The following is an 18,304-nucleotide window of genomic DNA, read 5'->3' as shown; positions in this document are numbered from 1 at the left end:
AGGGTAATAAAGGTGTAATGGTACGGTCTGCAGCTTCAGACCTCAAGCCAAAGGAGGGACTTGAAAATGTCATGGTGGATGTGGCTGCTCAATTTGACGGGCTTCCTGCTGTTGATTTATTTGTTCTACAGTATGGACAAGAAGTGGTCCAGCAGGCCTTTGCTGCTTGCTCCACTGCTCATTTATGTCCTGGTATCTGTTGAAGATTTGCTTGGGTGGATCGATCTGATGAACGTGGTGCCCGGAGATGGCGGCATGCGCGCTCTGATCCTGTTGTTTGCATTATGCTCCGTTATTTTCTATGTGCTGTACATATTCGACAAGATTGCAGACTCCGTCCATCAGCATGTTGATATGAAAACAACCTTGGTTCGGATCAGCATGGCGGCGGGGATGTGCATTTTGTTTTTCACGATGGTGTATATGTCGATCTATAAGCTGTTCGGAGGCACTTCCTTCGAAGGCGAGAATATCGGCCAGGATTTGCTGAGCCAGTTCATTACCTTTCTGTATTTCAGCATGGCGACGTTTGTGACGGTCGGGTATGGCGATGTAGCCCCAATCGATAATACGTCCCGGCTTGTCGTAGTGCTGGAGATTGCCTTCAGCTTCATTACCGTTGCGTATGCGCTGTCCATGCTGGGAACGCTGCGCCGGATTTTCACGCCGGGCGATGACGGCTTGGATGTGGCTGGCAGTGAAGAGAAAGCGAAGGCCAATAAGCCGCATCGAAGAAAGCATTCATCCATGTAAAAAAGCGCATCTTTGACGATGCGCCTTTTTTATTTGTGCTATTGGTCAAGTGAGCAAGACCTTAGTTAAAGCTACGGCTTCATCAGCTTTTTTAGAATGCCGAGTCCGTTCTTGGAAGGATAGCGGAATTTGAAATCGAACCGGTTGGTCTGCTTGAGCACGCTTTTCTTGTGAGAGAAGGTATGGAAGCTGTGTTCCCCGTGGTAGGCGCCCATCCCGCTCTCGCCGACACCCCCGAATGGAAGGAAGGGAGTGGCCAGATGCATCAGCGTATCGTTGACACATCCCCCGCCAAAAGAAACCGAGGAGAGCACGTAATCCTGAACGTCCTCATTCTCCGTGAACAAGTAAAGAGCGAGCGGCTTGGGACGGTGATGAATCGCCTGGACAGCTTCGTGTACATCCTCATAAGTCAGGATCGGACACAGGGGGCCGAAAATCTCTTCTTCCATAACCGGCATATCCCAAGTGATATCGTCCAGAACGGTGGGCTCGATGCGCAAGTTTTCCTTAGAGCGGTTCCCGCCATGGCGAAGGGTTCCATTGTTCAGAAAACCGGACAGCCGGTCAAAATGCTTCTCCGAAACCATGCGCCCATAGTCGGGATTCGTTAGAGGGTTCTCGCTGTAAAACGAAGTGATGGCGTCTTTCAGGTGCGCGATGAACTTCTCCTTGATCTTGCTGTGTACGAGCACATAATCCGGCGCGACGCAGGTTTGGCCGGCATTCGTATATTTGCCAAATGCGATACGTGCTGCCGCCAGGGCCAGAGGGGCATCCTCGTGGACGATACAGGGGCTTTTGCCTCCAAGCTCCAGCGTCACCGGGATCAACTGCTTGGCGGCGGCTTGCATGACGATTTTGCCGACATGGGTGCTGCCGGTAAAGAAGATATAATCCATCGGCTGCTCCAGCAAGCTTGTGCTTACCTCGGGTCCTCCCTCCACCGAAGCCACGTATTGCGGCTCAAACGTCTCCGTGATGATGGACGTAATGAGTCCGGATACGTTAGGCGTCAGCTCGGAGGGCTTTATAATCGCGGTGTTCCCGGCGGCCAAAGCTCCGATCAGCGGAGAGATGGCCAATTGCCATGGATAATTCCAGGGAGCAATAATCAGTACAGTTCCGTAGGGCTCAGGGTAAACCATTCCCTTGCTGCCTACATGCGTCAGTGCGGTTTTGACTCGCTGCGGCTTGGCCCAGCGCTTCAGATTCTTTATGATAAAGGAAAGCTCCTTATAGACAATGCCGATCTCCGTCGTGAAGGCCTCCTGTTCACTTTTGTTCAGGTCTTTGCGAAGGGCCTTCATGATATCGTTTTCCCTGGCAATCAGAACTTGACGCAGCTTGGTTAGCTGCTGCAGACGGAAATCCACTTCCTTGGTAATGTCTTTATGAAAAAAACGCCGCTGAGCTGAAACTAATGCTGCGATCGAATCGTTAACAGTCATATGTAAACCCCTTTCTGTTGCTATTCTATGTATATGAATAACCATAAGGACGATAAAGTCTGTACTCTTTATTATTATATAGGAGGATGTCCATCTATGAGAAATCCATCCTCGGCAGCCTCCCATGGCACAGCCCATGAAGGGGGAAAGCGAGAAGTCATGCAGACGAAGATGTCGCGCCGCCAATTTCTGAAGATGGGTGTTTCCGCCGTGGTCGGCGTTGGCGTTGCAGGCGGGGCTTACGCATCGTTATGGGAGCCTCATCAATTGGACATTACAAGACTGACTTTGGCGCTTCCTTCACTGCCCAAGGCTTTTGACGGGATGAAGGTCGTTCAGTTTAGCGATTTGCATCTGGGCTTTCACACCGGGGCAAAAGATGTGGCACGCTTGGTACAAGCCATTCAACAAGAGAAACCGGACATGATCTGTTTCACGGGGGATATGGTGGACGGCAATACAGAGGCTATGAGGGCTGCCATTCAACCGTTCACCGAGCTGAAAGCTCCTCTCGGTCTTTTTTCCATATTGGGTAACCATGATTACGAAGACGTGGAGATTCTAATCTCTTTGGAGGAAGAGGCCGGATTTCACGTGCTGCGGAACACGGCCGTGAAGCTGAGGCGGGAGGGTGCTGTCATCGCCGTGGCAGGTTTGGACGATGTATTCTGGGGGCAGCCGGATCCGGCTGCGGCCATTCAAGATTTACCCGACGGGATGTTCAAGCTGCTCTTAATGCACGAGCCGGATTATGCAGACACGACTGCGGCCTATTCATTCCATCTCCAACTGTCGGGGCACAGCCATGGGGGCCAGATCCGTTTGCCCTGGATTGGCGAGGTGATCACACCGCCCGGGGCAAAGCGTTATGTGCAAGGACTATATACTACAGGTTCGCAAGGAATGCTGCTCTATGTAAACAGGGGAATCGGCACGACGCAGCTTCCTTTTCGTTTCTTGTGCAAACCTGAGCTTACGGTGCTTACCTTGCGTTCCATGGCATAATGGGACTGAAATATGTGATCTGAACATTTCAAGATGAAAGGATCACTTGGAATTTGTTACACAAATGAAATATACCTGTTATCAAACTCTAACAGCCGCGGGTTAAACTTATCACATGACCCCCTTTTGAGAATATATATTATGTTTTGGACCCGGTAACGGGTCCACTTTTTTTTGCCTATTTTACTGTGCTTCCTATAAAAATACAAAAAAACAGAAGGAGGTGTACCCCATTAAAGAGGTACGGTCACCTTCTGCTTTTGTTCGAAATATACCAATTCCGTGTATCCGATTTCTTTGAGCACTTTAGCGACTTCGTCAAATTCATCTCCGACCCTTGACGGCTTGTGAGCGTCGGAGCCGAAGGTGACGTCAACGCCGTGATGGTGCGCGACCTCCAAGATGGCATTGGATGGATACCAGCCGCCGCACAGCTTGGTTTTGCCGGACGTGTTGATCTCGATGGCAAGGCCCGATTCCGCGATGACTTTCAACGTTTCCTCGATTGCTTCGTCGGCCTTGATTTCGGAGAACAGCGGATAATTCCCCTTCATGGCATCCATATGGGCGATGATCTGGAACATGCCGCTTCGCGCGAATTGGCGGATCAGATTAAAGTATTCCTCTTTATCCGCAACCTGCTGCTGCGGGGTCAGTTTCTTCCAGCGGTTTTTATTGAAGATGCTAACATCCCTGACGTGATGGATGGAGCCGATGATATAGTCAAAAGGGTAGGCCGTTAATGCCTGCTGATAAACCTGGGCATGATTCGGAAAATAATCGGATTCAATGCCCAGCAGGACCTTGATTTTACCTTCATATTCCCGTTTTAAGTCCAGAACTTCTTGTACGTACCCCGCAAAGTCCGCTTTTGCCATGGAGATGGCCGGAAAAGGCTGCTCTTCCGGGCTCCCGAAGTATGGAGTGTGGTCCGAGATTCCGATTACCTGTAAATCTGCCGCAATCGCTGCCTCGATATAATCTCGAATGTTGCCGTCTGCGTGACCGCAGCGGAAATGATGGGTGTGCAGATCAAATTTCATGTTGACCTCCTTTATAACGCTTGATTGATTATTATTCTAGGTTTGATGCGGCGTTATTCGCTGCTGATGAACTGTGTTTCGGGCATGCCTTTCAGGTCACTGAGGAATTGACGCATAGCGGAGCTGACGTATCGTCCGCTCTTATAGATTACGCCGACAGGGTGGCTGACTTCAAGCTCGCTCAGGGGAACAATCTGCAGGGTGCCGTTACGCAGCTCCGTCGCGACGGACTGCTTCGATATAATCGCTGCGCCCAAATTGATCTCGACCATCCGTTTAATTTCTTCGCTGCTAGACAGTTCCATAACAACCTGAGGCTCAATGCCGTGCTTCTTCATTACGTCGTCTGCGAAGCGGCGGCCAACGGTATCACGCGTTAGCAGAATCAGGGGGGTTCCGCCGAGCACATCCATGCTTGCCGTGGAGAGTTTGGCTAGCGGATGCTGAGGGGATACGACAAGCTCAAAGGTATCGTAGTACAGAATGGATGTGCTTAAGTTGGGATTGCGCTCGATCAGATAACCGATCCCGATGTCGATGAGCCCGTTCTCCACGCTGTGGTAGATTTGCGAAGAGGCCATGGATTGAATGGTTGTTTTAATATGAGGGAATTGATCCTGAAAGTAGGAAAGTACCCGTGGCAGGATCTGAATCGCTATGGAAGTGGTTGTACCCAGCTGAATATGACCCTGGGGAGTTTGATCAAGGTCGGATAGCCGCTGCTTCAGCTCATCGACGATCCCAAGGATTTGTTCGGCATGGTCCACGAAGACCTGTCCCCGGTCGGTTAACGTTACGGGCTGACTCCGGTCCACCAGCACTGTTTTAAATTCTTCCTCCAGGCTCTTGATCTGGGCGGATACCGCCGGTTGTGTCAGATTAAGAAGCTCTCCCGCTTTGCGAAAGCTCATCGTTTTGGAGATGGTAATAAGCGTTTCCAATTGGCTGATGTTCATAGCCTTCCTCCTTACTTGATATATTCTTCCGCTCATCTATCGCGTGCAATCTGTATTATTTAAATTATAGGTTATTCTTCCCGGTGGAGCAACGAAGGGAGCAAACCTGGTTGTTTTCGGCCGAAAAAATGAAAAACATTTTAATTTCCATTTAATTATTATTAAAAGATGGGGAAACCTTCCGATAATAGTAAAGTAGACATAGAAAAAAGGTGAGACCAAAGGCCCGTTTAAGCGAAAGGAATATCTTCGTACTAAAGCGTTTCAAGCGATAGCTGACATGGAAATACAGTTGTTGGAATGAGGGCTGTCGCTATTTTGTGATGATTTATTACAAGGTATCCATTATAATGTTTAAATATATAGGTGGGACTTTGGGACCCTGACCAACAACCCAGTGAAAGGGGCGTAATGAGGAATGAAAGCGGAAGTCATCAATCCTTTTTTAGAGTCCGCACGACACGTGATCGAACAAGTCATACAGGTTTCACCTTCCACGGGGAATCTTGGGGTCAAAGAGATCGGATATTTGGAGAATCATATCTGGATCCAAATTGGCATGACAGGCCAAATGAACGGTGACATTGTATTTGGAATTCAGGAGCAGGTAGCTCTGCAGATGGTATCGGTGATGATGGGCGGTTATGTCATTACCGAGATGGATGAGATGGGGCAAAGTGCGATTTCAGAGCTCGGAAACATGATAAGCGGCAATGCCAGCACCATTTTATCGAACCAGGGCGTCAGCGTGGATATTACGCCTCCCAAGGTAATGAAATCGGATAGCACGTCAAGTCTTATTCAGAAGAAAGCCCTTTGTATTCCGCTGAGAATGGAAGGAATCGGGGAGCTGGATATTCAAGTCATGATTTCATAAAATAGGAGTAATGAACCCAATAGCCGTGCATGCAAGTCTCTGTCAATAATGAGGAATCATGAGGTGTGCCGGCGAAGAAAGGGATAATGAAATCATGTTAAAAAATAAAGTTGTCGTCGTAACGGGAGCATCCAGCGGAATCGGCGCTTTGATCGCGGAGAAGCTTTCTGCAGAAGGAGCATATGTGGTGCTGTGTGCACGTTCGGTAGAACGTCTGCAGGAGGTGGGTGCGCGAATGCCGGGCCCCCATGAGCTTGCAACTATGGATGTTCAGAGCCCCGAGCAGGTGCAATCTGTCATGGAAGGCCTTCTTCGTCGCCATGGCAGAATCGACGTGCTGATTAACAATGCCGGCTACGGCAAGTTCGAAGCTGTCATGGACATGCGCCAAGAAGAGTTTCAGGACATGATGGACGTCAATTATATGGGCATCGTGCGCTGTACGCAAGCCGTGCTGCCGGGGATGCTGGAGCGGGGTGACGGCCATATCGTAAACATTGCATCCATGGCCGGAAAAATCGGAACGGCTAAATCCACCGCCTATTCGGCCACGAAGCATGCCGTGCTTGGGTTCAGCAATTCACTCCGGCAGGAGCTGAGGAACACAGGCATAACCGTGTCTACTGTAAACCCCGGCCCCATCGATACCCCGTTTTTTTCCTTGGCCGATCCGACAGGCGGTTATGTCCAAAATGTGAGCTGGTTTATGATGAAGGCCGAATATGTTGCGGATCAGGTCGTGAAGCTGGTGAGAAAGCGCAAGGAAGAACTCAATCTTCCGAGGCTGGCCTCACTGGGCATAAGGCTGTACCAGCTGTTTCCGAGGTTTGCAGACCGCGTGTCTTACAAATGGATGAATAAGAAATAACGGCTGCGGCGCTACAACGCTTCCGTTTCGGCAACAAGCTCCTGAAGCAGCGCAGTGGCTTGTTTTGTTTTTTCTGCATCTGATGAGAGCAGTGTGATTACTCGGTCCACGCGCTGCTTATAATTGGCTGGCTTGATGGGAAAGGTTTCGATCATGGCCACCGCACGCTTCTCATTGATGCAGTACAACTCATTTTTGGCAAACAGCACTTGATTCAAGCTCGAAATGCAGCGGAAGCAGTGGCCGGTTACATAGCTAAGATCATCGCTGGCAGCTGTTTTATCCGCAAACATCAAGGAGAAGGATGCTTCGAAGGTAAAGAAGCCAACGATTGCATCCTTTAATGCTTTTGGATAAGGAGCCGTTTTGGCTTTCAGCGACTGTATTCGGTTATCCGAATCCCACAGTATGCGGCAAATCGCGATTTCCCCCATATACATCACATTCAGATAAGCATGCGGATGTCCGGTTTGGTAATGCACGGATACTGAGCCTGCGGAACAGTCGTCGATGATGCCGGATACGCGGTGTACATCACGGAATAAGAAATCCACATGATAGCCCTCGATCATTAACCAACCGCCCCCGTTAACCCAGGCACCCCATTCACCCAATGAAGTAATAATCCCCTCCCGATGCTCGTCATCTAATTTCTTCGCCACCTTAGCGATGTTCTCTACCTTGAATCCTTGTGATTCATCGTAATAAATGCCGATATCGATATCGGAATCCGGTTTGGCGGTTCCTTTGGCTCTGGACCCCCCGAGTACGATCCCTATAACGCCGGGCACCTCCCGAAGTTCTTCCGTTATCCGCTGGATCAAAGAATCAACTTCTGCACTCATGCATGTTCTCCTCCTTAAATGTTGTATACGGAATTGATCTACCCTTATGTATACCTTTGCCTCATGGATTCAATTTTTTCGCGGGTCCATTGAACGGCTTCAGCTGGGGAGATGATGGTAGCATCCTCTCCGAGACGCCACACATAGTCCGAATAGAAGAAGATGTCGGCTGCTGGTAATTCAAGCTGAATAATTCCGCTGCCATCCTTGTTCTTATGGATATGGGGGCCAAGGCGAGTATCCGTTTCAAGCAGCCAAACCCCTTTGGAAGTTAATTGTACCTCAAACGGCTTCATTTCCCCATCCCCGGTTTCCGGTATGTCACGCAGCGTTTGGCTGGCGATATCTTGACGGATCGTTATGGACTCATTGAAGCTGGCAGCAATGATCCGGTCGACTCTGAACTGTCTGATATCCTCTTGAGTAAAACAGTAGGCCGGACAATACCAGTAGCCCGAGCTTGCATACAAGCCGATAGGCTGAATATGCCGCTGACTGCTTCCTGCGGATGAACGATAGGAGATGGTGACCACTTGCCGAACCATGATGGCTTCCATTAGCGTTTGTAAAATCTCGCTGGACATCGCACGGAATGGACTGTGGATCATAACGCGATCCTTAAGACGGTCAATCTGCTCCTTGGTATCTGCCGGCAAATAATGATAGAACTTGTGGAGGGCCGTGGCGGCTCCGTCACCGAACGGGAGCGTGCTGAAATAGCTTAAGGATTGGCACGCAAAAAAGATGGCGGTCGCCTCGCTTTCCGTGAAACTGATCGGCGGCAGCATCCGCTCCTGCAGCAATCTGTATCCGCCCCCTCGGCCTTGCACGGAGTAGATGGGAACGCCGAGCCCGCTCAGCTCATCCAAATCTCTTGACAGGGTCCTTACGGAGAGCCCGAATTCATCGGCCAGCTCTTTTACCGTAAACGATTTTTTTGCATTGATCATCATCATTAATTGAATCAGGCGCTGGGATTTCTGCATAGGAATACCTCCGTCTCATATCATTTATTTTATCTTATTCTTTAAATAAGACAATATTTGTCTTATTTAAAAGATATGATGTTCTCAAGAAGCAAGGGTTCACGCTGAATCCTTGGAGCAGGGTCCATTAAGGGAGGAGAATATAGAATGAAACAAGACATGACTAAAGAAGAGCTGGGATTTGTTTTTATACACGGAGCAGGATTGAACGGAGGAGTATGGGATTACGTTGTGGAAGGGCTGGGTCATCCGTGTTTGAAAGTGGAATACCCATTGCGGGATCGGAACGTGGTTTCGGGACATCATTTGGGGCTGGAGGATTACGTAAACCATATGGCGGAGCAGGTGAGAACGTGGGAGACGAACAAGTTTGTCATTGTGGCGCATTCCCTGGGCGGGGTATTGGCTATGGAGCTGGCCTCCCGTTTCACAGGCCGTGTTGCCGGTTTTGTAGCCATCGGTGCCGCGATTCCTAAGCGCGGAGGTTCATTTGTTTCGGTGCTTCCGTTTCCTCTGAGGGCCATCATGCCGATCATCCTGAAAACGGCTGGCACGAAGCCGCCTGAATCCGCAATCCGTAATGGGCTGTGCAGTGATCTGCCGGAGGAGTTGGCTTCCCGAATCGCAGCGGAGTTTGTTCCGGAATCCCGCAGAGTCTATACGGATCGCGTTCAAGCGTCTGTTCCCGATGTGCCAAAGCTTTATGTGAAGCTCACCCAAGACAAAGAGTTCGGATTATCCACGCAGGAAAGCATGATAGCCAATCTGTCTGCAGATGGGGTGGAAAGCCTCAGCACCGGCCATTTGCCAATGCTGAGCGATCCCCGTGGAGTCCAGCGGATACTGGATGGCTTCGCAAATCAAGTGAACGAAGGCCGTCACCCGGTTATCTCATCATAATCTGATCCCGTCTCGGGCCGACGGATATCGTCTTGATAGGAACGCCAATGGACGATTCAATGAACTGCACATATTGCTGTGCGGCTTCCGGGAGCTCGTCAAAGGATCGGATATGCGACAGGTCGCATTTCCAGCCCTTCAGTGTTCTCAGAACAGGCTTTGCAGACTGGAGATCGGCCGTTACCGGAAAATGGTCAATGATGCTTCCGTCCTCTAATTCGTAGCCAACGCATACGGGGATGTCATCCAGGTACCCCAGGACGTCAAGGTTAGTGAGAACGGCTTCGGTAGCTCCCTGCACCATGCAGCCGTAACGGGTGGCTACCGTATCAAACCATCCCATTCGTCTTGGCCGGCCAGTCGTTGCCCCGTATTCGCCTGCATCGCCGCCACGGCGGCGGAGCTCATCCGCTTCATCCCCATGCAGCTCGGTCACGAACGGGCCGGCGCCGACACAGCTTGAATAAGCCTTAACCACAGCAATGACTTGGCTGATGGCGTACGGCGGCAGTCCAGCTCCGACCGGTGCATAACCTGCCAGCGTGGAGGAGGAGGTGGAGAACGGGTAAATCCCGTGATCCGGATCCCGCAGTGCCCCTAATTGGCCTTCCACGAGAATAGGGTCGCCTTTCATATAGGCTTGCTGCAGCATCGTGGTGGTATCCTTGATATATGAAGACAGGAACTGGAAGGACTCCAGCAGTTGCTTGGTCATCTCCTCAACGCTTAGCGGATCTCTCCCGTACAGATGCTGCAGCTGCACGTTCTTGATGGCAAGCATCTGCTCGAGCCGTTCACGAAGCCTCTGGGGATGGAACAGATCAGCTACCTGAATGCCCAGCTTTGCATATTTATCAGCATAGAATGGCGCGATCCCGCGTTTCGTAGAACCGAATCCCCGGGCACCGAGCCGTTCTTCTTCCAGTTCATCCAGCAGCCGATGAATAGGAAGCACGACTTGGGCGCGCTCCGATATAAACAGTTTGGGGGCGGGGACGTTCCTTGCTTCCAGCTCCTGCAGCTCCTTGATCAATACCTCCATATCCAAAGCGGTTCCCGGACCGATGATATTTGTTACGTTTGGATAGAATACACCTGACGGCAGCATGTGCAGCGAAAACTTCCCAAAATCGTTAATAATGGTATGTCCTGCATTGCTCCCTCCCTGAAATCGGACGACATACGACGATTGCGCCGCAAGAACATCCGTCATTTTTCCTTTGCCTTCATCTCCCCAATTGGCTCCTACTATGGCTGTAACTGTCAAAGCATATTCGCCTCCTACGGTCTTTTTCTTTACAGGGCTCATTATATGAGCTGAATTATCATAAATAAAATTGATATTAGTAATAGTAGACATTAGTTTCATTTATGTTATACGATTCTGTAGAGAAGAATACGGATAACAGGTGAATTCTAAGCTGATCTTTCGTTAAGAATTCCCGTTATCATAGGATAAAATCGAGGTAATCATAATGGAAATCAATATGGAGTGGTATCGTGTCTTTTATTGGACCGCCCGGCTTGGCAGTTTATCGCGGGCAGCGGAGCATCTCCATATCACCCAGCCGGCCGTCAGCCATACCATTAAGCATTTGGAGGGAACGATCGGAGGGCCGCTGTTCTTTCGGACAACCAAGGGGGTTAAACTCACGTCGGAGGGTGATGTGCTGTTTCGCTATATCGAGCAGGCCTTCAGCTTTATCGAGATCGGCGAAAAGGCGATTGCGGACATGCATAACTTGCAAAGCGGCGAAATTAATATTGGAGCAAGCGATACGTTGTGCAAGTATTATTTGCTGCCGCATTTGGAGTATTTCCACGCCACTTATCCGGATATACGCATCCGCATCTCCAACCGCACAACCCCGGAAACGCTGTCCCTTCTCAAGGAAGGGAAGATTGATTTTGGCATCGTTCATTTACCGGCCACCGATAAACAAATCGATTTTCGCGCGAGTTCGCCGATCCATGATTGTTTAGTTGCCGGCAAGTCATTTGTGGAGCGGGCACAGTTACAGCACCCCTTGTCCCTTCGCGATATCGGGAACTACCCGCTGCTTATGCTGGAGAGGGGCGGGAGCACAAGAAACTATGTCGATCAATATGCCGAGCGGCAGGGAGTGACGCTGAAACCCGAGTTCGAGCTTGGCAGCATTGAGCTGCTGGTTCAGTTTGCCCGGAGCGGCTTTGGACTGGCTTTTGTCATTCGCGACTATGCTAACGAGGAACTGCAAGGAGGACAGCTGATCGAGGTGCCGCTCCATCCTCCGATTCCCGAGCGCAGCATAGGAATTGCAACGCTTCGAGGCATTCCGTTATCTGCTGCCGCCAAGTCATTTCTTTCTCTTTTGCCTTAGCCAGGTCGGTAATCGAGCCATTCGAATTGGCCATGTTTGAAAGTGCTGTTCACTGCCGTTTAGGATGTTTGATTTGGTGAGGACTCCTGTTTTGGCATATAATGAAAAAGAGTGATCAAAACTTGGTAGGAAACACGCCTGCTACCACCGTATGAAGTAAACAAACCACATGTATCGGAAGATTTTTTCTAGCGATATCAGGCAGACGCGCTTTGGAATTATAGACTTCTGATATCTAAAAAAAGGATGGACTAACATATGACTGCTACTACATTTCATACATTAGGAATAGCCGAGGATTTGTCCTCCAGATTAACGGAGTTTGGCATTGTCACGCCTTCTCCCGTTCAGGCTGAGGCTATACCGCCCATACTCGAAGGCAAGGACGTGCTTGCGACTTCCCAGACAGGCACAGGCAAGACGCTTGCTTATTTGCTGCCTGTGCTTCAGGGCATCGATCCGGAGATCAAGGGAACACAGAAATTGATTCTTGCTCCGACACAAGAGCTTGCCGTACAGATTGTGAGAGAGAGCGAGCGTTACGGGGAAGCCCGCGGAATCGGTGTGCTCGGTCTCATCGGGGGCGCCGCGGCCAAGCGTCAGATTGAGAAGCTGAAGCTGCATCCGCAGCTGATCGTAGGGACGCCGGGACGCGTGCGGGAGTTGATCGAAATCCGGAAATTGAAGATGCACCAAGTAAGCACGATCGTAGTGGACGAGGTGGATCAGGTATTTAATCTGGGCGGCGCCGGCGATGTGGATCGCATTCTGCGCAGTGCATTACGTGATCGTCAATTGGTATTCTTATCCGCCACGGTGAGTCCGGAGACGGCAGAGCTCGTTAAGAAGGAGATGGATCAGCCGGTCGAAATCGGGATTGATCCCGAGCAGCGGACACCGTCCGCGCTGGAGCATTATTATTTTGTGACCGAAGAGCGTGACAAGTTGGACATGCTGCGCCGCATAGTCCGGCATTACAATCCCGACCGTGCGATTGTCTTCGTCAATGCCACGGAGAATTTGGCAGAGGTTGAAGCGAAGCTGAACTACCTCGGCTTAAATGCGGCTGCCATCTATGGTGATGCCGACAAGATGACCAGAAGCCGGGTTTTGAATGCGTTTAGAGAAGGGCGTACCAAGCTCTTGGTGGCTAGCGATGTCGCTGCCCGCGGACTTGATATTGAAGGACTCGGCATGGTCATCAATTACGATCCGCCTATTGACGCCGAGCATTATACACACCGCGCAGGACGTACTGGACGCATGGGTCGGAGCGGCATGGCGATAACGCTCGTAACGGACCGTCAGACGTTCATCATGCGCAAGTTCAATCGCGAGCTGGGTATATCAATTGAAGAACGCGCTCTGTATGGCGGGAAGGTTAGATCTCCTCGTGCTACACCAGCAGCCGATCGAGGACATGGTCCACGTGGGTCAGCCGGAGGTACTGCCCGAAAAGAGAAACCGGCCCGAAAGCCTGCTTCCACCAGCGCCAATGGTAAGGCGGGAAGCGGTAAGGCATCGGGTGAGCGTCAGAGTGAAAGGGAGCGGGACCGCAAGAACAAGGGCGCTCCAAAATGGCTGAAGAATAAGCCTCCACGGAGCTAATGGCTGCAAGCTCCATCCATGCGGAGCTTGCAACCGGTATGTTGTTTTCGGGTCCGATTCAACGGATGTGGTCGACATCCACAGGGACCGGACTTTTCAGAATAAGAGGTGATCGATAATGAGTGAACAGCCGGTATTGTCTGTTCAAGGATTAAGCGGCGGGTATAGCATGAACCGACCGGTTCTGCACGATGTAACCTTTCAGGTTGAACCGGGTGAGATGGTAGGATTGATCGGCCTGAACGGGGCGGGCAAGAGCACCACGATGAAGCATATTCTCGGACTGATGAACCCGCAAAAAGGGAGCATTCAGGTGCAAGGGAAGAGCCGGGCAGAGCATTCCGAAGCTTATCACGGCGCTTTGGCGTTTGTTCCAGAATCCCCGCTGCTGTATGAGGAGATGACGGTACGCGAGCATCTGGAATTTACGGCGCGCTCCTATGGCGTATCCCGTGAAGATTATGAGTCGCGTTCGGAGCAGCTGTCCAAGATGTTCCGCATGGAAGAGAAGATGGACAGCCTGTCCACGCATTTATCCAAGGGTATGCGCCAAAAAGTGATGATCATGTGCGCGTTTGTCGCCAGACCGTCGCTGTACATCATTGACGAGCCCTTCCTTGGGCTTGATCCGCTCGGGATACGTTCGCTGCTTGACTTCATGCTGGAGCTGAAGGCGTCCGGCGCTTCGGTATTGCTCAGCTCCCATATTCTCTCCACGATTGAGAATTATTGCGACCGGTTCATCGTGCTGCACCGCGGCAGCATCATTGCTCAGGGAACGCTGAAGGAAATTCAGGACCAAGCCGGAAGGCCGGGGATGTCGCTGGAGGAGCTGTTTAATGTGTTGATTCAGGACGGTAAAGGCGAATGAACCTGCGTGAGCTGTATGTCAAACGACGCGGGCAGTTTTGGGGTGAAGTTCTCCCCTATCTGGGTTATGTCATACAGAGCGGGGTAGCCGTCGTATTTCTGTTTCTGCTGATTGCATTCGCTGCCTGGTATACTGCACTACTGCAGCAGATTCCGCCAGATCTGCCGATTCGCTGGATCATGATGATTTTCCTTGTGCCCCTTATGATCAACAGCAGCATCCGTACCTATCTGCGTCCGGCGGATACGGTGTTTCTCATTCCGCAGGAATCCCGGATGAAGAAATACTTCAGTACAGCATGGTTCAGCGGCGTCATTTATAAAATCATCGGTTTGGGACTGGTGATGTTAATCCTATGGCCTCTATACATACGCAGCGATGTTTCACCAAAACCGCTGCTGGCTACGTTTGTTGTTTTGACGCTGTTTAAACTGCTCTCCAGCTTCGGCAGCTGGAAGGAGCAGCTTATGGTGTCAAGGAACGCGGCAGCAGCCTACCGGGCACTCCGCTGGATCATTCCGGCGCTGAGCTTAGCCGCCTGGTTATGGCATCCAACGGGCCGCGCCCTCTTGTTCATGGCGCTGCTCGGCCTCACGTATATTGCCGCCTTGTCGGTACCCGGCAAGTACCTGGTCGCTTGGGAACGATTAATCGCCGTTGAGGAGCGACAGGCGAGCCGGGTGATGATGGTGTTGAGCTGGTTCGTGAATGTGCCTCAGCGCGGGCAGCGTGTCCATGCGCGGAAATGGCTGTCCGGATGGGGCAAGGGCTTGGCGTGGAAGAAGGAAAGCGCCTATCGCTTTCTTCTGATTAAGAGCCTGACGCGCAGTGATATTCTGGGCATACTGATTCGGGTCGGACTGTTGGGAGCCTTTCTGGTGTGGGCAACCCGGGAGAGTCTGGTATCGGCGATTGTGTATCTGGTCAGCCTAATGATTATCGGACTCCAACTGTCTGCACTGCGAAAGCTTCACCCGGAATCGTTCTGGCTGCATGTCTACCCGCTTCCGGAAGGTACGCGCCGCGACAATGAAGGGAAACTGATCTTCCAGGTGCAGCTGTTCTGGGCTGTCCTCCTGTGGCTCCCACTCATTCCGGACATCCTGAGTGCCCCCGGACGTATATTGGGTACGCTGGCTGCAGGGATCGTGCTTGTATTTCTGTTCCGAAGCGCTGCTGCCCGGAAGAGCCGACGTGAAGATGATGACGACGAATAAACGGGAAGAGGCCGGGACGTTAACGTCCCGGCCTTCTATTGTAATTATAGTATGGGTTATTCCGGTTGCAGAAATCGCAGTGCGTGGTGTGGCGACCTGCGATTTCTGTTAGGCTGTTATCTAGTTGTCGTTACACCCAGAAAGAACGAGTGATGATAACGAGCAGGATAAAGAGAACCAGGATTGCTCCAACTCCGTATCCACCGCCGTATCCGCCGCCGTATCTTACTTCTTCAACTGCACCCATGTTCATTCCCCTTTCAGTTCGTTGATTTGTAGTACACGGTATTGTATGTAGCTAATGGTCTATGTGTATGGGCGAGCGTTTATTTGTGGCAGAAGAAAAAACAAAGACCGGGGATGATTCTCCCCGGTCTTTGTTATGCTTGAACGGTTATGTTGTTGGATGCAGCTGATCACTAAGCCTTCTGCAGATCTTGAATCCCTTTGTAGACCAGGTCGAACAGATCCTCCAAATACTCCTCGTCAATACAAGAGAAGGCGATCCGGAGATCATGCTCGCCAAGGGCGATGGTTCCTACGCCATACTCATGGATGAGATGGGAACGGAGCTCCTCGGCATTTACCGTGTTCAGCTTCAGGCACATGAAGTAGCCGGAGTTGAACGGATAGTATTCCCACACATCGCCGTATTTGCCGCTGTCGAGAATGGATTTCACTTTGTTGGCGCGGCCTTTCATGATGGCGAATTTCTCTTCCTTCTGTTCATGGAATTCCGGCGCCTTCAGCGCTTCCAGCACAAAGGTTTGCGAAGGGTGGGAGGCGCTGGATATCGTAGCGCGAATAATGCCGAGCGTCTTCTGCTCCAGAGCGTCCAGCACGTCTTTATCTTCTGCCGCATACGTGATAAAGCCAACACGGAATCCCCATACGAATTCTTCCTTGGTCGCTCCGTCAACCTTCACAGGAAGCACGCGAGGGTGAAGGCCTGCCAGACGTCCAAAGAGCGATTCCTTCAGCGAATCTTCAAAGAACAATCCGAAATACGCATCATCCGTAACAACCACAATATTCATACCAGCTTCGGCCGCTTCCTGGATCGCGGACACGATGGCGGCCCCTTCCTGAGCGCCAGGCGTATAACCCGTCGGATTGTTCGGGAAGTTCAGGAGAACGATCGCTTTGCCTTTATCCTTCTGGCTCAGCAGAGCCTGACGAAGTCCTTCGGCGTTAAATTTCATATCATCTGTGAAGAGAGGATAGGTTACATGAATGCCATGGCGGCGAATGCCGAATGTCAGCTCGTAATTCTCCCAATTCTTATCGGGATAAATAACGGCGTCCCCTTCATCCACGAACAAATCGGCTACGATGCTAAGACCATGCGTCAGCGCATTCGTAACGATCGGATTGCTGAAGCTCTTGCCTTCAAGCGAAGGGTTCTCCTGAATCATCTTGTTTCGCCATACGGAGCGCAGCTCCGGCTTGCCTGCCGGTGGGGCATACGGGTACAGATCCTTCGGCTGGTAAGCCGAAAGTTTGTCCTGGATGACGCCCAGATGCATCGGGACTCCGCCTTCGGTTGCAATACCGATCGTAGCGTTATATTTTTTCGCATGGCTCGTCGCTTCCGCAGATTGGCTCAGTATGCCTTCTTTCGGGAAATAGATTTCTTTGCCGAGTGTGGAGAGCATGTCGTACACATGCGGATTGCCGGCTTGCATTTTTCCATTCAATTGACCAACCAATGGGTTCATGAACTGATTCCTTCCTTCCGAATACTTTTGGTTAAGGTAAGTGCAGGTGACAAGATGCCTTTACGTTTTCATTGCCTAACATTATACCACCTACCCCAGGAACCGTCACGGATAATTGTAATGCTTTAACGCGGTCCAGGGTGATACTTGCATATCAGTCCGGCGGTTTCTCCATCCCGCTCCTTGCCGCGGCATTCAAGCCCTTCGACTACGGCCTGGAGCCGATCCGGCTTCAGGTTCTGGCCGAACTTGAATTTGGCGCTCATTCGCTGCGGAGCGAGCTTGATGACGGCTACCCCTTTCAGTCTGGGGATATAAGCCCGGTCATTCGCGTCGATGGCGCGGTATCCGCCTTCAGGCTGCAGTTTAGTCATTAGGGCCTCCATCGCAAGGGCTTTTTCCTCCAGATCATCCACGATTACCACTTCGCCGACAGCCGTTACGCTTTTAAAGTAGGCCGTGGCCGGGCAGGCCATCTCCGGATCGGAGAAATAGGAAGGGATCAGGGCATACTCATCGGCGATGGTAAAGCACACGGCGGGCGTCCGGCGCAGATGGTCCATTTTTTCCCCCATCCGGCTGCCATGAAAATAAAACGCGCCGTTAACATACGCGTAGTTCAATGGCGTTACACGCGGAATTCCCTCTTCATCGGCTGTTCCAAGGAAACCAAAGCTCATGCCGCTAAGGAAGTCCTCGATTTCTTGTTGATCCTCCATCGTAAATTCGTCTCTTCTCATGGTTAAACGCTCCCCCTATCATTTTGATTAACAGCATACGATGAACATTGACAAGTAAAAAGCGCCAATTTAGAGTAATTTATATAGTCCAATTTTAAAGTATAAC

18 protein-coding genes are annotated in these 18,304 nt (G+C 51.0%); 9 read left to right on the top strand and 9 right to left on the bottom strand.

Features of this window, described 5'->3' with window-relative positions; all coding sequences use genetic code 11:
- Nucleotides 1-66 precede the first annotated feature (66 nt).
- Complete coding sequence (locus AC0VZ8_RS28585) at nt 67-753, top strand: potassium channel family protein (protein ID WP_475485198.1); 687 nt, start codon at nt 67-69, stop codon at nt 751-753.
- 71 nt (nt 754-824) lie between these two features.
- On the opposite strand, the gene AC0VZ8_RS28580 is transcribed toward AC0VZ8_RS28585, so the two are convergent.
- The gene (locus tag AC0VZ8_RS28580) at nt 825-2,204 is read right to left on the bottom strand and encodes an aldehyde dehydrogenase (RefSeq protein WP_475485197.1); all 1,380 of its coding nucleotides are present in this window, start codon (nt 2,202-2,204) and stop codon (nt 825-827) included.
- 96 nt (nt 2,205-2,300) lie between these two features.
- On the opposite strand from AC0VZ8_RS28580, the gene AC0VZ8_RS28575 reads away from it, so the two are divergent.
- A complete protein-coding gene (locus AC0VZ8_RS28575) occupies nt 2,301-3,209 on the top strand; it encodes a metallophosphoesterase (protein ID WP_475485196.1) in 909 nt (302 codons plus the stop codon).
- 233 nt (nt 3,210-3,442) lie between these two features.
- Here AC0VZ8_RS28575 and AC0VZ8_RS28570 read toward each other — a convergent pair whose 3' ends face one another.
- Together AC0VZ8_RS28570 and AC0VZ8_RS28565 are read right to left on the bottom strand one after the other, a co-directional pair.
- The gene (locus AC0VZ8_RS28570; protein WP_475485195.1) at nt 3,443-4,252 is read right to left on the bottom strand and encodes a histidinol-phosphatase; all 810 of its coding nucleotides are present in this window, start codon (nt 4,250-4,252) and stop codon (nt 3,443-3,445) included.
- Nucleotides 4,253-4,305: 53 nt separating this feature from the next.
- A complete protein-coding gene (locus AC0VZ8_RS28565) occupies nt 4,306-5,208 on the bottom strand; it encodes a LysR family transcriptional regulator (RefSeq protein WP_071222421.1) in 903 nt (300 codons plus the stop codon).
- Between the two features lie 418 nt (nt 5,209-5,626).
- On the opposite strand from AC0VZ8_RS28565, the gene AC0VZ8_RS28560 reads away from it, so the two are divergent.
- A complete protein-coding gene (locus AC0VZ8_RS28560) occupies nt 5,627-6,085 on the top strand; it encodes a chemotaxis protein CheX (RefSeq protein ID WP_071222422.1) in 459 nt (152 codons plus the stop codon).
- Between the two features lie 94 nt (nt 6,086-6,179).
- Complete coding sequence (locus AC0VZ8_RS28555) at nt 6,180-6,953, top strand: SDR family NAD(P)-dependent oxidoreductase (protein ID WP_071222716.1); 774 nt, start codon at nt 6,180-6,182, stop codon at nt 6,951-6,953.
- Between the two features lie 11 nt (nt 6,954-6,964).
- On the opposite strand, the gene AC0VZ8_RS28550 is transcribed toward AC0VZ8_RS28555, so the two are convergent.
- On the bottom strand, nt 6,965-7,798 hold the full coding sequence (locus tag AC0VZ8_RS28550) for a nucleotidyltransferase domain-containing protein (protein ID WP_475485194.1): 834 nt from the start codon (nt 7,796-7,798) through the stop codon (nt 6,965-6,967).
- 44 nt (nt 7,799-7,842) lie between these two features.
- A complete protein-coding gene (locus AC0VZ8_RS28545) occupies nt 7,843-8,784 on the bottom strand; it encodes a helix-turn-helix transcriptional regulator (RefSeq protein WP_475485193.1) in 942 nt (313 codons plus the stop codon).
- 147 nt (nt 8,785-8,931) lie between these two features.
- Here AC0VZ8_RS28545 and AC0VZ8_RS28540 point away from each other — a divergent pair, with 147 nt between their 5' ends.
- A complete protein-coding gene (locus AC0VZ8_RS28540; protein WP_475485192.1) occupies nt 8,932-9,684 on the top strand; it encodes an alpha/beta fold hydrolase in 753 nt (250 codons plus the stop codon).
- Here the strand turns inward: AC0VZ8_RS28540 and AC0VZ8_RS28535 are convergent.
- Nucleotides 9,671-10,951 carry an adenylosuccinate synthase gene (locus AC0VZ8_RS28535; protein WP_475485191.1) on the bottom strand — a complete coding sequence of 427 codons (1,281 nt, stop codon included), beginning with the start codon at nt 10,949-10,951 and terminating at the stop codon, nt 9,671-9,673. The genes AC0VZ8_RS28540 and AC0VZ8_RS28535 overlap by 14 nt on opposite strands.
- 208 nt (nt 10,952-11,159) lie before the next feature.
- Between AC0VZ8_RS28535 and AC0VZ8_RS28530 the strand changes: the two genes are divergently transcribed.
- The 4 genes from AC0VZ8_RS28530 (at nt 11,160) to AC0VZ8_RS28515 (ending at nt 15,740) form a co-directional block, all read left to right on the top strand.
- Nucleotides 11,160-12,044, top strand: a complete 885-nt coding sequence (locus AC0VZ8_RS28530) for a LysR family transcriptional regulator (RefSeq protein ID WP_475485190.1) — start codon at nt 11,160-11,162, stop codon at nt 12,042-12,044.
- A gap of 258 nt (nt 12,045-12,302) precedes the next feature.
- The gene (locus AC0VZ8_RS28525; RefSeq protein ID WP_475485189.1) at nt 12,303-13,652 is read left to right on the top strand and encodes a DEAD/DEAH box helicase; all 1,350 of its coding nucleotides are present in this window, start codon (nt 12,303-12,305) and stop codon (nt 13,650-13,652) included.
- A 118-nt stretch (nt 13,653-13,770) separates the two neighbouring features.
- Nucleotides 13,771-14,523, top strand: coding sequence for an ABC transporter ATP-binding protein (locus AC0VZ8_RS28520; RefSeq protein ID WP_071222429.1), 753 nt, complete (start codon nt 13,771-13,773; stop codon nt 14,521-14,523).
- Nucleotides 14,520-15,740 (top strand): ABC transporter permease, encoded by a 1,221-nt coding sequence (locus AC0VZ8_RS28515; RefSeq protein WP_475485188.1) that lies wholly within the window; start codon nt 14,520-14,522, stop codon nt 15,738-15,740. The genes AC0VZ8_RS28520 and AC0VZ8_RS28515 overlap by 4 nt, the downstream gene beginning before the upstream one ends.
- A gap of 130 nt (nt 15,741-15,870) precedes the next feature.
- On the opposite strand, the gene AC0VZ8_RS28510 is transcribed toward AC0VZ8_RS28515, so the two are convergent.
- The 3 genes from AC0VZ8_RS28510 to AC0VZ8_RS28500 all read right to left on the bottom strand — a co-directional run bounded on the left by AC0VZ8_RS28510 (nt 15,871) and on the right by AC0VZ8_RS28500 (nt 18,198).
- Complete coding sequence (locus tag AC0VZ8_RS28510) at nt 15,871-15,987, bottom strand: sporulation protein YjcZ (RefSeq protein ID WP_083397722.1); 117 nt, start codon at nt 15,985-15,987, stop codon at nt 15,871-15,873.
- Between the two features lie 172 nt (nt 15,988-16,159).
- Nucleotides 16,160-17,458, bottom strand: coding sequence for an aminotransferase class I/II-fold pyridoxal phosphate-dependent enzyme (locus tag AC0VZ8_RS28505; protein WP_475485187.1), 1,299 nt, complete (start codon nt 17,456-17,458; stop codon nt 16,160-16,162).
- A 125-nt stretch (nt 17,459-17,583) separates the two neighbouring features.
- The gene (locus AC0VZ8_RS28500; protein WP_475485186.1) at nt 17,584-18,198 is read right to left on the bottom strand and encodes a pyridoxamine 5'-phosphate oxidase family protein; all 615 of its coding nucleotides are present in this window, start codon (nt 18,196-18,198) and stop codon (nt 17,584-17,586) included.
- Nucleotides 18,199-18,304 lie beyond the last annotated feature (106 nt).

The sequence above is a fragment of the Paenibacillus sp. QJM3NY_38 genome (assembly GCF_056173265.1).
Note: the sequence above shows the minus strand (reverse complement) of the source record. Positions and strands in the feature narration are given on the sequence as shown.